Source organism: Pararhizobium capsulatum DSM 1112 (assembly GCF_030814475.1).
Classification (GTDB): domain Bacteria; phylum Pseudomonadota; class Alphaproteobacteria; order Rhizobiales; family Rhizobiaceae; genus Pararhizobium; species Pararhizobium capsulatum.
Genome location: NZ_JAUSVF010000001.1, coordinates 2,329,973 through 2,343,806, shown reverse-complemented (window position 1 = coordinate 2,343,806; position 13,834 = coordinate 2,329,973). Strand labels below are relative to the sequence as shown.

Here is a 13,834-nt window from a genome sequence, read left to right as displayed (position 1 = left end):
GAGCGCCGGACGAGGCCTCCCACTCCGTTCACACTCTATATGGGGCACGCCGCCAAAAAAAAAATCAAGCGGGGCAGTTTCCCACCCCACCTGATTTTTTTGATTGAGGCAATGTCAGCCGCGGCGGGGACCGCGCGCCACACGCTCGATCTCTTCCCGCACCAGACGCTCCACGAGCGTCGGCAGATTGTCGTCCAGCCACTCCTGCAGCATCGGGCGCAACATGTCCTGGGCAATTTCATCGAAGGAACGGCGCGGACCGGCATCGAGCGCCAGCGTGAGATCATCGAAGGAACGCGCCACCTGCGCGCCGACTTCAGGCGAAACAATTGCCGTCGTCTCAGGCTCAACCGCCGGAGCCGACACAACGGGAGCTGCGACCTGCAATTGCTCCGGTTCGCGCTCTGCCTTAACAGGCGTTGCAACGTTATTTTCAAACGGCGCGGACAGGGGCGGCCGAGCCGTCGTCAGCGGGCTGCTTGCGGCCAACCGATGATCGCCCTCGGCTTCGGTTGAACGCAGGGCCAGCGTATTGCGTTCGGACGCCGCACGAACCCGCGCTGCAACATCCGCAAGCGACTGGGGCGGCGCGACCTCGTAGGTGCTGACCGGTTCCGTAGAAGAAGGGCGGGCGGGCGTGTCTGCGCGCGTTACCGTCGCGGGCTCGCTGTTCAGGCGACGCTCTTCCGCGTCGAACTCGGCAGCCAAAGCATCGTCGTCGATCGTCAGATGGATATCGTCGATATGAGTATCGTCTTCATCCAGATGCATCGGCCGGAAGGAAGATGCCGAACCGATATCGTTGGCAGGAAAACCCGGAAGACCCGGTTCATTGCTTTCGATGATCTTGCGGATAGAAGCCAGTATCTCATCCATCGACGGTTCACGCGCTACATTGGGCTGTGCCATATTCTTCCCCGTTTCTGCGTCGCGGATCACCGGGACATCGCAGCAAAATCATTTGCAGGAACTCTATCGCGAGTTCGCTTTGGGGCGAAAGCCCGCGAATCACCTATCCGGAATCATGCACAGATTTGTTGCCGCCGTCACCTTTGCCGCCATCGCTGAAACTAACGAGGCTACATCTCGCTGATTACTTGCCGTCAACAGTGCGCAACCCGAACCACTTGTCCTTGACGGCCTCGTAGTGTTCCTCGGCGCGATATTCGGAGACTTGAAGGCCCTGGCTTTGCACTGTCAGCCGGCCCATCGCGGCAAGCAGACCATAGCTTCCGACAACGGCATTTCGCTGGGCGGCAACGAGGCTTTCCTGGGCTACCAGAACGTTCTGCTGAGCATCGAGAACGTCAAGCGTCGTGCGCTGGCCAACTTTCAGTTCGTCCATGACGCCGGCAAGCGCCCTGCGAGATGCCGCTACCTGCTCCTTGCTCGATGCAATGATCGCCAGAGCCGCGTCCAGCTGCGCGTAGGCCGTCACGATCGTCTGCTGTACTTCGGCGCGGGCGGAATCGACAAGAATCTGCTGCTGGCCCAGCCTCTCCTTCGCCTGGCGAATCTGGCCGTATTCGGCACCGCCCTGATAGATCGGGACCTGGAGACGCGCGACAATCGAACCGGAGCTGCTTTCCAAATCGGAGGTGAAGCCGCTCGGATTATCGGTGGTGTTGCGAGACAGGGTGCCCTGAACAACAACACCCGGCAGCATGCTGCCTTCTGCGGATTTCACGCGATAGCCGGCGGCATCGGCACTATGCTGGGCCGCAGCTATCGAAGGGTGATCCCGCAAACCTGCCGCAACGGCCTGATCGAGGTTCTTCACGACGCCCTTGGTGGCGGGTGCCGCCTGCTTGATTCCTGTCGGGGCATCCCCAACGATTTGAACGTAGACTGCTTCGCTTTCCTTCATCTGCGCAACCGCATTCGACAGCAGCGATTGCGCCTGCGCAAGCTCCGCCTCCGCCTGACTGACATCGGTGCGCGTACCTTCGCCCAGATCGGTGCGGGCCGTCGCCGCCCTCACCTGTTCCTTGAGAAAGGCGAGATTCTGCTTGCGAATGGAAACGATGCCCTGATCGCGGGCAATATTTGCATAGGATTGCGCGGCTGCCAGCAGAATGGAAATCTCGTTTGCCTTCAATGTCTCGCGGCTGGAAAAGACAACAGCCTCGGCGGCCCGTACATTGTTCAATGTCTGGAAACCGTCGAAAATCTGCTGGGTGATTGTGATGCTGGCCGTGCCGGTATGATAGTCGATCGGCGGGGCAAACTGGCGGTCGAAGCGCGTTTGCACACCGGTCAAAGAAGCCTCGACCTGCGGACGATAGCCAGACTTCGCAATGGGCACGCCCTCGTCGGTCGCCCAGCAAGCCGGCGCGCGCGGCGTTCAGGTCGGGATTGTTGGCATAAGCTTTGGCCATCGCCCCGGTGATTGTCTCTGCCAGAGCGGGGGCAGGAAGAAACCAGAGCGCGGTGCTGAGTGCGGCCGCTGAGAACGCTTGAAGCAGTTTCGGCACTCCGTGTACTCCGGTAACCAGGCAGCTTTAAGAGGTTGCCAATAACTCTCTCGCCTGCAGACATCGAGACTTGGTATTAATGCTCTTTGTACCGGGATTTGAGTGGCGACAACTGCGGATAAGGCAGGAACCGGCTCCTCCCGCACGAAACGCGAATTCCGTTGCGCTTTGGCAACATAACCGTGTGTCCGGTCGCGATCGCAGCCGGACAGCACTTGAAAAAAAGCGTTTAGGCGTCAGTGAAATCAGAAAACGAATTCGCGTGCGAGCCGGAACCCCGGCAGCGGCCTGACCGATGTGTTGAAGCCCAGCCGTTCGGATGTATTGCCGTTCTCATGAACATAAAGCCGGGCTTGCGAGGCATTGCCAAAGCCGACGACGGCAACGAGGCGGCCACCATTCTTCAACTGATCGAAGATCGAAGCCGGAATGGCTTCGACAGCGCCGTTGATGAAAATCAGGTCATAAGGCGCACCGGCAGCATGTCCCTTTTCAAGATCACCGTTTACCACGGTAACGTTGGCACAACCCAGGGCGTCAAGCGCGGCGGAGGCCTGCGTTGCGAGCGACGGATCGCTTTCGAGAGAAACAACCTTGCCCGCAAGTTGCGAGAGCAGCGCAGACACGTAGCCAGTGCCGCAACCGATCTCGAGGACGCTATCCTCGGGTGTCACCGCAGCCAGCTGCAACAGCTTGGCCAGCGGCGACGGCTCCATAAGGTAACGACCGGTCGGAGCGCCGTCCTCGCTTTCCAGCGCAATATCCGTATCGATATAGGCCAGCGGCTTGAGCTTGGCAGGTACGAAGCTCTCACGCGGCACGGACAAAAATGCCGAGAGGACCGTGTGCGACGTGACATCGGTCGTGCGGATCTGGTTGTCCACCATCTTTGTGCGTGCTGCTTGGAAATCCATTTGCCTGCCCTCGTGAGCCGGTTGCACCGGCAATGCGCCCGTGTAGCGCCTTAAAACATGACCCGCTATCATCGCACGGGTCTATTCGCTACGCTCATAAATCCGTGGCTGAAGGGTTTCAAGCTATGGAATGCAGTTCGTTCAAAAAAGCAAGCCGGCAATATCAGCGATTTTGGTGCGGCGCACAGAATGACGAAACTCGCCCGGACAGACCAGACGGGTTTCGAGAAAGATTTTCGAGTGGTGCGTGCAGGTCAGCCAGCGGGCGCTGCTTCCAGCCCGACAAGGGAAATCTTGGAAAATCCCGCTCGCTGAATCATGTTCATCACACTCATCAGCTCGCCGTAGTCGATGGCCTTGTCGGCACGCAACAATATCCGCGTTTCCTTGTTACCCTCGGTGACCCGCTGCAGATTGGCAACGAACTGATCACGTGCACTCTCTTCATTGCCCAAAGCGAGCGTCAAATCGGCCTTCAAGGTGACGAAGACGGGCTTGTCGTCCCGCTTGACCGGCTGTGCTGCTGATTGCGGCAGGTCAACCTTCATATCGACGGTGGCAAGCGGGGCTGCGACCATGAAGATGATCAGCAGCACCAGCATGACGTCGATAAACGGCGTGACGTTGATTTCGCTGTTTTCCTCGAGGTCGCCGCCACCGCTTTCGCCAAGTTTGGTCGCCATGGCGTTATCCGATCCGCGCTATCGTGGCTTCCGACGCAGAGCCGTGGCCCTCGGTCTTTCGCGCAATCTTGCGGGCATGGCGGAAGTCGAGCTCGCGGCTGACCAGCCGCTCGACACCCGCGGCCGCATCCGCCAGCATCAGGCGGTAAGCGCTGATGGAGCGGGAGAAATAGTTGTAGATCACGACAGCCGGGATAGCGGCAACGAGACCGATCGCTGTCGCCAGCAACGCTTCCGCGATACCTGGTGCCACAATGGCGAGGTTCGTCGTCTGCGCCTGGCTGATGCCGATGAACGAGTTCATGATGCCCCAGACAGTGCCGAAAAGACCGACGAAGGGCGAGATGGAGCCGATTGTCGCCAGGATGCCGGTGCCGCTTGCGATCTTCTTGCCCGCACCAGCCTCGATCCGGCCGAGCTGCGAAGCGACGCGCTCCTTGACACCTTGCTGCGGCACGATGTCGATCACAGCTTCTGACTTGCTTAACTCATCGGTAGCAGCTGCCACCATCCGGCCGGCGGGACCGCCCTTGATGGCCTTCCGCTCTTGAATATCCCGCAGCACAATCGCGTCGCTTAGGGTGCGAACAGCTTTCTTCACCCGGCTCTTGGCAGCAGCTAGCTCAAAAGTCTTCACGATAAGAATGGCCCAGGTCGCGACCGAGGCAAGCGCCAGAGCCCCCATCACGCCTTTAACGACCATATCGGCCGCCATGAACATGCCAAGTGGCGAAAGATCGTGCGGAAGAACCGGGTTTGCACCGCTCTCTGCATCAGCGCCGGCAACCGAAAGCTCGGTGGCATCACTATCCTCATTCGCAGCAGCTTGCACGGTCGAGTTGATTACCGGCTGGTTTTCCGCGGAAGCAGGCACGGTTTCCTGCGTTGCAGGTGCCGGCTGCTCTATGGTTGTCCTCGCGGGCGCAGCTTCCTGTGCGTAGAGTGTCTGGCTTGTTAAGAAAACCAGCAGCGAAACTGCCAGCAACGCCCCTGTCGGCTTTACCCGGTTCGGCATAATCGATCCTATCCGTATCAGATGTCCCGGCGCCCGCAGCGGGTGCTCCGAGAAATCGTTTTCCAATGCTGAAACACCCTGCGACGGCCTTGAAAGCCGTTCCCGTCCGGGTTGATCGCGGCTTCATACGCCGACTATGCCGCCATGACAAGAATTGTGGAGTTATTTAATCAAGAATATTTTGCGACCAAAAAAATGCTGCAGGCCAACAATCGATCAGGGAGAGTCTGCCGCTTCAAACTGATCGCTCCGCCAGTCATAGGTCCGGTGTCGCGCCCATGGACGCGAAAGCTCCTCGGGCAATATCGCGGTTACAAGCCTGATGGATGCGGCATCTCCACCTGGAGATGCATACAGTTCCAGGGCGCCCGCACGCCGGAGGGAGCGTGCCGTCACGAGGCGGGCGCCGGATCTGCATCGTTCAAGCCGGACCATGCTGGAAACGATGACCAGATCGCCAGCATCGCAAGCAGCTCCGGAAAGACGTGCATCCTCGACGACGATGATGCGCCAGTTCTGTCGTGTTGTCGCAGCGCACCATTGCCGGGCGACACAGGCAAATCGCCCCGGCGATCCTGCGGAAAGCAGCTTTATCGCAGCTTTTGTCGCCGCTGCAGCGTCGATCGGCTGCCGCTGACTTTTCCTTCCCCCGCCGCTTTCCGCATTCAAAGCTCGCTCGTCAGGAAGCAGCAAGGCGAGTTCGGGCCGCATCGCAGGCGGGACCGGGTCAGACAGACGCAATGCCCTCTGCCACTGCGAAAAAATGAAATCGGGCGGCCGTGAACGATTTAAGGAAACATCTTTGCCGTCAAGCAAGGCGACAAGTCGGCCATCCTCGGAAATAACGACATCGGGCTGAACCGGCAGATTGAACAGAATTGCAGCGAGGCCTGCGACGACAAGAAGAGCTCCGAAAAAGGCAAGCCGTGTGCGCAAAAGGCACAGGACCACTCCGCCCACCGCAATCAGCAGGAAGCCCGCCGGCGCCAAACGTCCGGTGGTCGCCTCCCCGCCCCATGAAGACACCATCCTGGAGATCAGGATCATCCACTCAAGCCCCTGACCCATTACCCAAAGCGGAAGCTTCTCCAGGCCAAACGGCATGACCACCATGGCAACGAGGGCAAAAGGCATAACGAGAACGCTGATGATTGGCATCGCCAGCATGTTGCCGACGAGACCGTAGGCCGCGAGGCGATGAAAATGTCCTGCGGAATAGATCATCGTCGAGAAACCCCCGATCAACGAACTGATCAGAAGACCGCTCAGGAAGAAGAACGCAGCCCGCAAGACGATGAGCGGTGCGGCGGAAAAGGAGACGTTCTCTTGCGGACGTTCGCGCCAGAAGCGGTAGCCGGCTATCAACCCCAGCGTCGCCGCATAGGACATCTGAAACCCCGGCCCTGTCACCGCAGAGGGTGTAATGACCAGAATGAGGATCGCCGATAGTGCGACATTGCGCAGGCTGATAGCAGGCCGATCGAAGAAGACGGCCACCAGCATCAGCGAGATCATGATCCACGAACGCATCGCGGAGACTGCACCGCCGGATATCAGGATATAGAAGCAGACCATCGACAGAGCGCCGGCCGCGGCCAGCTTCTTGATCGGAAACCGGTGTGCCACTCCCGGCAACACGCTGAGCGCCAGGCGCACCCCCACCAGAAGAGTGCCCGCCGCCAGAACCATGTTGAGGCCGGATATGGCAAGCACATGCGCAAGGCCCGCCTGCCGCAGATCCTTAACCGTTTTCCGGTCAATGGCCCTCTCCTCGCCCGTCACCAGAGCGGCAGCGAGCGCGCCGACATCGCCCGGAAGCGCAGCTCGTATCCGCGTGCCGATACTCGCGCGCAGCTGGGCAACGAACTCGCTGGCCTCCGTCAAAGCGGAAGAAGACCTTTCGGTTCCTTCAACAGAAACGGGCTTGCCGTAAAAATAGCCCACCGCCCCAATGCCGTTGAAATAGCTGTCGAAGGCAAAGTCGTTAAGCCCCGGCAGGGCCGGACCGGATGGGGGTGACAAGCGAGCCTTCCCAGTCAGCGCTCCGCCGATCGCAATGGGCGCCTCCTGCTGACGCGACAACAGCGTAACGCGCTCCGGGGGCCGCATGAGTTCGGGATCGGCCGTCTTGGTCACATCCACAGTGTAGCGCCAGTACCCCCTGTCCGTGGTTTCGCGTCCCGCCACCACGCCGCTTACCGTCGTGGTTACAGGCGTATCGAGGATGACCGTGTCCATGCGGGCCGTCTGCCAGGCCGCCAGCAGCATGCCGGCGAGAAACAAAAATCCATGCAGGAACACCAATCTCCACACTGTTGCAGAATGGCGCAGCCAGAGGGCCGCCATGCCAAAAATGCACAGCAGCACTGCAACTTTGATCATTTGCGGCGAACCCGCAGCGGAAAACCACGCGAGGCAACCAAGAGCAAGGCTTAAGGGAACAAACAGGAAGCCATGACCGAAAGCGCGCTCCACCTCGACCGCCGCGGTAAACCTCGATCTTAAGGGCTCTGCGACAGCGTGAAGACGAGCGGAGGTACCGGCCGGAAGTCGGTGGGAACGTTCCGATGAAGATACTGATTTTTCAATGGATTCGACTTGCCGAAGCTCGGCGAATGACGTGCTTCCAGGCAACGGAAGCTCCACCGTTGCAACGGTTACTTCGGTTCCGTTTTTCTCCCCCATGCCCCCGCCTTACGGTTGGAGTTTTAGCGGATGATGATGCAACCAAAAACAAGGCGATGCAACCATTTGACAAGTTGCTCAAAAAAGCAGCAAACATCAATTGTCGCGTCATGACGAGAGCGTGAGAGCTTTTATTATGGCATTGGACACATTGAAAAAACATGCGATTATTGCGTCGCCGCATGCCTATTTTTGCATCGCACAATTTGCCTTTGGTTCAACTTGGCAGCCGTGACTAAATCAGATAGCACATGGTCGGCGTTAATATATGCGGCATATTTATGTGCCAGTTTGCGGCAAACGGAGGATCCCCCATGACGGAAAAAAGCGCAGTCGTAACAATCGATAGCAAGTCAGTCGATTTGCCGGTGCGATCGGGGTCTATCGGTCCAGAAGTGGTCGATATTGGCTCCCTCTACAAGCAAACTGGCAAGTTCACCTACGATCCGGGTTTCACCTCCACAGCATCCTGCGAATCCAAGATCACCTATATCGACGGTGACGAAGGCATTCTGCTGCACCGCGGTTACCCGATCGAGCAGCTGGCCGAACATGGCGACTTCCTTGAAGTCTGCTACCTGCTGCTTTACGGTGAGCTCCCGACAAAGGCGCAGAAGCTGGATTTCGATCACCGCGTAACCCATCACACGATGGTGCACGAGCAGATGTCGCGCTTCTTCACCGGCTTCCGCCGCGATGCGCATCCGATGGCCGTCATGTGCGGCTGCGTTGGCGCGCTGTCGGCCTTCTACCACGACTCGACCGACATCACCGATCCGCACCAGCGCATGGTCGCTTCCCTGCGCATGATCGCCAAGATGCCGACGCTTGCCGCCATGGCCTACAAATACCATATCGGTCAGCCCTTCGTTTACCCGAAGAACGACCTCGACTATGCGTCGAACTTCCTGCGCATGTGCTTTGCCGTGCCTTGCGAGGACTACGTCGTCAATCCGGTTCTCGCCCGCGCCATGGACCGCATCTTCATCCTGCACGCCGACCACGAGCAGAACGCCTCGACCTCGACGGTTCGCCTTGCCGGCTCCTCGGGTGCAAACCCGTTCGCCTGTATCGCAGCCGGCATTGCCTGCCTCTGGGGTCCGGCTCACGGCGGCGCCAACGAAGCGGCCCTAAACATGCTCGCCGAAATCGGTACGGTTGACCGTATTCCGGAATATGTCGCCAAGGCCAAGGACAAGAATGATCCGTTCCGCCTGATGGGCTTCGGCCACCGCGTCTACAAAAACTACGACCCGCGCGCCAAGATCATGCAGAAGACGACCCATGAGGTTCTGGCGGAACTCGGCCACAAGGACGATCCACTGCTCGAAGTGGCAATGGAACTCGAGCGCATCGCGCTGACCGACAGCTACTTCATCGAAAAGAAGCTCTATCCGAACATCGACTTCTATTCTGGCATCACCCTGAAGGCGCTCGGCTTCCCCACGACCATGTTCACCGTTCTCTTCGCGCTCGCCCGTACCGTCGGCTGGATCGCCCAGTGGAACGAGATGATCGAGGATCCAGAACAGCGCATCGGCCGGCCGCGCCAGCTCTATATCGGCGAGCCATCGCGCGATTATATCCCGGTTTCCAAGCGCTGAGCGCCAAAGCACTGAAATGAAGAAGCCCGGTCAGAAATGGCCGGGCTTTTGCTTTTGGTCGATAACGGAAAGAAGGATGGCGGCGGCCATCTCGCCGGGCGGTCTCTCGGTCTGCATGCGCTCCCAGACAGTCTGGTAGCCCTCCATCATCGCCCTGCGCTCGGCAGTCGGCGACATCAGCCTTTCGATCCAGCGCGCGAGGGCGCCAGCCCGTATCGCTTCATTCAGATATTCCGGGACGATGACATAGTCGGCGATCAGGTTGGGCAAAGCGGCCGTCCATATGCGAATGCGATTGTGCATGAGCCTGACGATCCAGTCCGCGCGATAGGCCGAAATCACCGGAATGCCGCAAAGTCCCAGTTCCAGAATGACGGTGCCGGACGCAGCGATTGCCGCGTCAGCTTTGGCAAAAGCCTGCCATTTCGCGGTCGGCCCCACGCTGACCTCGGGCTTGATCGACCAATCCGCAATCAGGCTGCGGACGAGAGCCTCCTGCCGTGGAACCGTGGGCAGCAGAAAACGCATGTGCGGGTTTCGCTGCAACAAGGTCTGCAGGGTCTCGCCAAAGGCTGGCAGCAGGCGCTTGATCTCGCTGGAGCGCGAGCCAGGCAGCAACAGACATGTCGCGCCTGTCGCCGACGACCGTGCATCCTCCGTCTTGGCGGCCTGTGCTGCTCGAACGGCAAGAACATTCCTGTCGCCTGCAAGCCGGTGACCGACATAGGTTGTCGGTGGCCCTTCCAGCCGTTTCATGACCGCTGGTTCGAACGGCAGGACCGCAAGCACATGATCGACATAGGGACGCATCGCGGGAGCGCGTTCTTCCTTCCAGGCCCAGACACTGGGGCATACATAATTGACGATCGGCAGGTCCGGCATCGCCTCACGGACGCGGCGGGCAACCCGATGCGTAAAATCAGGACTGTCAATGATCAGCAGCGCGTCCGGCTTGGCGGCGATGAGTGCATCCGCTGTCTGGTTAATGCGGCGAAGAAGAAGCGGCAGCCGCGCCAGTACCTGCGCTATGCCCATGATTGAGAGTTCGGAATAGTCGAAAAGAGAACGCAGGCCCTCGGCTTCAAGCGCCTCACCACCCACACCGACAAGCTCGATCCGGCCTTCGACTTTCAGCTTCAGGGCTTGCACGAGATCGGCTCCCAGCAGGTCACCGGAAACTTCGCCTGCGATAACGGCAAGTTTCAAGCTCTGCTGCGACATCCTCAATCTCCCGGGTGAGACCGGTCTATGCCGGTCACAAAAATCTCGTGGGAGCGAGCGGCAGCCAGCATGGCTTCACGCTCCAGTATCAGGGCTCGCCCGGCTTCCACGGCAATGCCCGCCAGCCCGGCTTCATAGGCACCAATAATCGTCGAAGGGCCGATGGAAGGCAGATCGGCGCGCTGGTCCTGCTGGGGCTTGCAGAGCTTGACGAGCACACCCTTGCGGCGACTGGATATGCGCCCCTCAGTGCGCAATTGCGCCACGCGCTTCAACATCGCATCCGTACCTTCCGGTCCTTCAAGCGCAACGACACGTCCACCGACTGCCACGGCACCCTGCCCGACATCGAGCCGGCCAAGCGCGACAGCCGCCTCGACGGCCACTTCGATATCCCGACGATCTTCCACAGTCGGAACCTGCTGGCTGAGTGGCCCGATTTCCGCCAGAAGTTCCGGCACGATATCCTGGACGCCGATGACACGCGCACCGCTCACCTCGATGAGTTCGATCGCCATTTTCAGCACGGCATCATCGCCACCGGACAGGAGCGTCTTCAATACCTCTGGCACCTTCGCCAGTGTCCTGAGCGTAGGCTTGATGTCTCGCCACTCCGGACGCCGCCGCACACCGCCGGATAGAACCACCCGGTCGATTCCCTTCTGTCGAAACAGCGTGGTGATCGCCTTGAAGTTGCCTATTCCGAGACGCTGGTGGTCGAAGCCGCTCCAATCCTGGTCCGCCTCGTTCGAAAGCGCGATGATGAAGGGATCCTCGCCGTGTATACGTGCCGCATCGGCGACGTGGTGCGGCAGCATGCCCGCGCCGGCGATGATGGCCAGCCTTCCTGTTTTATTCGGCCGGCCATCCATGTTCATGACCCTCAGCCTTTTTTACCCCGGCTTGGAGAGGACAGCGCCCGATCGCTTTCGGCAGCGATGAAATCGAGGATTTCGAGCACTGGCGCGCAATCCGCATATTCGTCTCGGATCTCGGCCGCGTTGACGCGAACAGCGTTCGCACCCTCGAAAATCTGCTTGTAGGCGCGGCGCACCCTGTGAATGGTCGCCTTGTCGAAGCCGGCGCGCGTCATGCCCACGATATTGAGGCCACTCAGGACACCCGGATTACCGTTCAGCATGCCAAAAGGAATAACGTCGTAGCTGACGCCTGAAAGCCCACCAATGAACGCCTGGCGTCCGATGCGCGTGAACTGGTGAACAGCAGAGCCACCGCCGAGAATAGCGCGATCCTCGACCGTAACATGGCCGGCGAGCATGACATTGTTCGACAGGATGATGTTGTTGCCAAGTCGGCAATCATGGGCGACGTGCGCATAGGCGAGGAACAGGTTGTTGTTGCCGATAACAGTCGCACCACCGTGCTCGACAGTGCCGGTGTTCATCGTCACGCCTTCGCGGATCGTGCAATTTTCGCCGATCGTCAGCGTCGTATCGACAGCGCTGTGGTGCACGCTCTGCGAATCGCCACCGATCACCGCGGACGGGAAAATCTTCGTGCCCTTGCCGACGGTCGTGCGACCGAGCACCACGACATGCGAAATCAATTCGACGTTATCGCCAAGCGTAACCTTCGGGCCGATATAGCAAAACGGGCCGATTTTTGCGTTGTCGCCGATCACTGCTCCGTCATCGATGACCGCTGACGGATGGATCTTTGCACTGGCTGCAATCATGGTTCAGGCATCTTCCTTGCTGATAATCATCGCGCCGATATCAGCTTCCGCGACAAGTTGCCCGTCAACTTTTGCATCGCAATGAAATTTCCAGATATTGCCGCGCTGCTTCTGCTTGACGACATGGTATTCCACCCGATCACCCGGAACCACCGGCTTGCGAAAACGGGCGTTGTCGATGGTCATGAAATAGACAAGGTTGCTGCCCGTACCGGTCTTGCGTGCACAGATCGCGCCCGCCGTCTGGGCCATGCCTTCGATCAGCAGGACACCCGGCATGATCGGTTCTTCCGGAAAATGGCCCGTGAAATGCGGCTCGTTCGCCGTCACGTTCTTGATGCCGATCGCGGAATTATCAGCGTCGATTTCAATGATCCGGTCGACGAGGAGGAAAGGATAGCGGTGCGGCAACAGCCTCAAGATTTCCTTGATGTCCGCAGTACCCAACACGGTTTTGGCTGCTTCACTCATCCTTGCCTCCGGCGTTCCTGTGTTTCTTGTGGCGGGCCGCCATCTCACCAATATCGCGCAAGAAATCGCGCATCGGACGAGCCGGGATGCCGCCGTAGCGTTCGCCAGCAGGAACGTCCGCCGCTACGCCGCTCATCGCGGCGATCTGGACACCGCTGCCGATGGTAATATGGCCATTTATTGCGCTGGCGCCGCCGATCAAGACGCCGTCGCCAATCTTCGTGCTACCGGCTATCCCAACCTGGCTCGCAATACCGCAGTGACGGCCAATGCGAACATTATGGGCAATCTGGATCTGATTATCGAGTTTCGTTCCCTCGCCGATCACAGTATCATCCATTGCGCCGCGATCGATCGTCGTACCGGCGCCCACCTCGACATTATCCTGGATGATCACGCGGCCGATCTGCACGATCTTGATCATTCCGCGCCGCCCCGGCGCAAAGCCGAAACCGTCCTGGCCGATACGCGCGCCAGGATGAATGATCACATTGTTGCCGATGAGACTGTAGAGCACGCTGGCACCCGCAGAAATCGTACAATCACGACCAATGCGGACGTCTGGACCAACAATGGCGCCGGAGCCGATACGCGTACCCTGGCCAATTTCTGCACCTGCGCCGATAACGGCAAAGGGTTCGACCTCCACGCCTTCCTCAAGCCGCGCAGTCGGATCGATAGCGGCCTTGTCGGAAATCGTTGACTTGGAAAGCAGCGGCGGTGGGCGAAGCGCTATGGGGTGCAACAGACCACCTGCAAGCGCAAACGCGGCATGCGGTGCTTCCGTCAGCAAAATTGGAATACCCGGTGGAACAAGCGGCGCTATTGATTTGTCGCAGATGACTGCGGTCGCCTTGCAGCTCTCGAACTCGTCGCGGTTACGGCGCGAAAGCATATAACAAACGTCGCCTTCTTGCGCCCTGTATACGGGCGATACGGACCGAACAAGCCGGTCCTCCGCATCAACGTTTTCCAGTGTCGCGCCAATAGCATCCGCCAGATCGCTCAGGCGGATGCCGCCGTGGGGCGGAAAGAACCAGTTTTGTTCCATGGTCTAAACTCCAGAACAGA

11 protein-coding genes and 1 pseudogene are annotated in these 13,834 nt (G+C 59.3%); 1 reads left to right on the top strand and 11 read right to left on the bottom strand.

Annotated features, from left to right (window positions below; genetic code table 11):
• Positions 1-114: 114 nt before the first annotated feature.
• The 6 genes and pseudogenes from QO002_RS11460 to QO002_RS11435 all read right to left on the bottom strand — a co-directional run bounded on the left by QO002_RS11460 (position 115) and on the right by QO002_RS11435 (position 7,468).
• Positions 115-909 (bottom strand): PopZ family protein, encoded by a 795-nt coding sequence (locus QO002_RS11460; protein WP_307229717.1) that lies wholly within the window; start codon positions 907-909, stop codon positions 115-117.
• A 184-nt stretch (positions 910-1,093) separates the two neighbouring features.
• Positions 1,094-2,474: pseudogene (locus QO002_RS11455) on the bottom strand (TolC family outer membrane protein).
• A 245-nt stretch (positions 2,475-2,719) separates the two neighbouring features.
• Entirely contained in the window at positions 2,720-3,388 is a 669-nt protein-coding gene (locus tag QO002_RS11450) for a protein-L-isoaspartate O-methyltransferase family protein (protein WP_307229715.1), read from the bottom strand.
• A 254-nt stretch (positions 3,389-3,642) separates the two neighbouring features.
• Positions 3,643-4,071 carry a TonB system transport protein ExbD gene (gene exbD, locus QO002_RS11445; RefSeq protein WP_307229713.1) on the bottom strand — a complete coding sequence of 143 codons (429 nt, stop codon included), beginning with the start codon at positions 4,069-4,071 and terminating at the stop codon, positions 3,643-3,645.
• A gap of 4 nt (positions 4,072-4,075) precedes the next feature.
• Entirely contained in the window at positions 4,076-5,086 is a 1,011-nt protein-coding gene (exbB, locus tag QO002_RS11440; protein ID WP_307229711.1) for a tonB-system energizer ExbB, read from the bottom strand.
• 216 nt (positions 5,087-5,302) lie between these two features.
• Positions 5,303-7,468, bottom strand: coding sequence for a ComEC/Rec2 family competence protein (locus QO002_RS11435; protein WP_307229708.1), 2,166 nt, complete (start codon positions 7,466-7,468; stop codon positions 5,303-5,305).
• Positions 7,469-8,085: 617 nt separating this feature from the next.
• On the opposite strand from QO002_RS11435, the gene gltA reads away from it, so the two are divergent.
• The gene (gltA, locus tag QO002_RS11430) at positions 8,086-9,375 is read left to right on the top strand and encodes a citrate synthase (protein ID WP_307229706.1); all 1,290 of its coding nucleotides are present in this window, start codon (positions 8,086-8,088) and stop codon (positions 9,373-9,375) included.
• A gap of 30 nt (positions 9,376-9,405) precedes the next feature.
• Here the strand turns inward: gltA and lpxB are convergent, their stop codons facing one another.
• Genes lpxB through lpxD form a run of 5 tightly spaced genes read right to left on the bottom strand, consistent with a single transcriptional unit; the run spans position 9,406 to position 13,814 of the window.
• Positions 9,406-10,596, bottom strand: coding sequence for a lipid-A-disaccharide synthase (gene lpxB, locus QO002_RS11425; RefSeq protein ID WP_307229703.1), 1,191 nt, complete (start codon positions 10,594-10,596; stop codon positions 9,406-9,408).
• 2 nt (positions 10,597-10,598) lie between these two features.
• Complete coding sequence (locus QO002_RS11420; RefSeq protein ID WP_307229701.1) at positions 10,599-11,474, bottom strand: LpxI family protein; 876 nt, start codon at positions 11,472-11,474, stop codon at positions 10,599-10,601.
• Positions 11,475-11,479: 5 nt separating this feature from the next.
• Entirely contained in the window at positions 11,480-12,292 is an 813-nt protein-coding gene (gene lpxA, locus QO002_RS11415) for an acyl-ACP--UDP-N-acetylglucosamine O-acyltransferase (RefSeq protein WP_307229700.1), read from the bottom strand.
• A gap of 3 nt (positions 12,293-12,295) precedes the next feature.
• The gene (fabZ, locus tag QO002_RS11410) at positions 12,296-12,763 is read right to left on the bottom strand and encodes a 3-hydroxyacyl-ACP dehydratase FabZ (protein ID WP_307229698.1); all 468 of its coding nucleotides are present in this window, start codon (positions 12,761-12,763) and stop codon (positions 12,296-12,298) included.
• A complete protein-coding gene (lpxD, locus tag QO002_RS11405) occupies positions 12,756-13,814 on the bottom strand; it encodes a UDP-3-O-(3-hydroxymyristoyl)glucosamine N-acyltransferase (RefSeq protein WP_307229696.1) in 1,059 nt (352 codons plus the stop codon). Before lpxD ends, fabZ begins: the two co-directional genes overlap by 8 nt.
• Positions 13,815-13,834 lie beyond the last annotated feature (20 nt).

Excerpts from the sequence above, each read along its gene's own strand:
- QO002_RS11460 (WP_307229717.1), bottom strand. The coding sequence starts at position 909 with ATGGCACAGCCCAATGTAGCGCGTGAACCGTCGATGGATGAGATACTG.
- QO002_RS11450 (WP_307229715.1), bottom strand. The coding sequence starts at position 3,388 with ATGGATTTCCAAGCAGCACGCACAAAGATGGTGGACAACCAGATCCGC.
- exbD (WP_307229713.1), bottom strand. The coding sequence starts at position 4,071 with ATGGCGACCAAACTTGGCGAAAGCGGTGGCGGCGACCTCGAGGAAAAC.
- exbB (WP_307229711.1), bottom strand. The coding sequence starts at position 5,086 with ATGCCGAACCGGGTAAAGCCGACAGGGGCGTTGCTGGCAGTTTCGCTG.
- QO002_RS11435 (WP_307229708.1), bottom strand. The coding sequence starts at position 7,468 with ATGATCAAAGTTGCAGTGCTGCTGTGCATTTTTGGCATGGCGGCCCTC.
- gltA (WP_307229706.1), top strand. The coding sequence starts at position 8,086 with ATGACGGAAAAAAGCGCAGTCGTAACAATCGATAGCAAGTCAGTCGAT.
- lpxB (WP_307229703.1), bottom strand. The coding sequence starts at position 10,596 with ATGTCGCAGCAGAGCTTGAAACTTGCCGTTATCGCAGGCGAAGTTTCC.
- QO002_RS11420 (WP_307229701.1), bottom strand. The coding sequence starts at position 11,474 with ATGAACATGGATGGCCGGCCGAATAAAACAGGAAGGCTGGCCATCATC.
- lpxA (WP_307229700.1), bottom strand. The coding sequence starts at position 12,292 with ATGATTGCAGCCAGTGCAAAGATCCATCCGTCAGCGGTCATCGATGAC.
- fabZ (WP_307229698.1), bottom strand. The coding sequence starts at position 12,763 with ATGAGTGAAGCAGCCAAAACCGTGTTGGGTACTGCGGACATCAAGGAA.
- lpxD (WP_307229696.1), bottom strand. The coding sequence starts at position 13,814 with ATGGAACAAAACTGGTTCTTTCCGCCCCACGGCGGCATCCGCCTGAGC.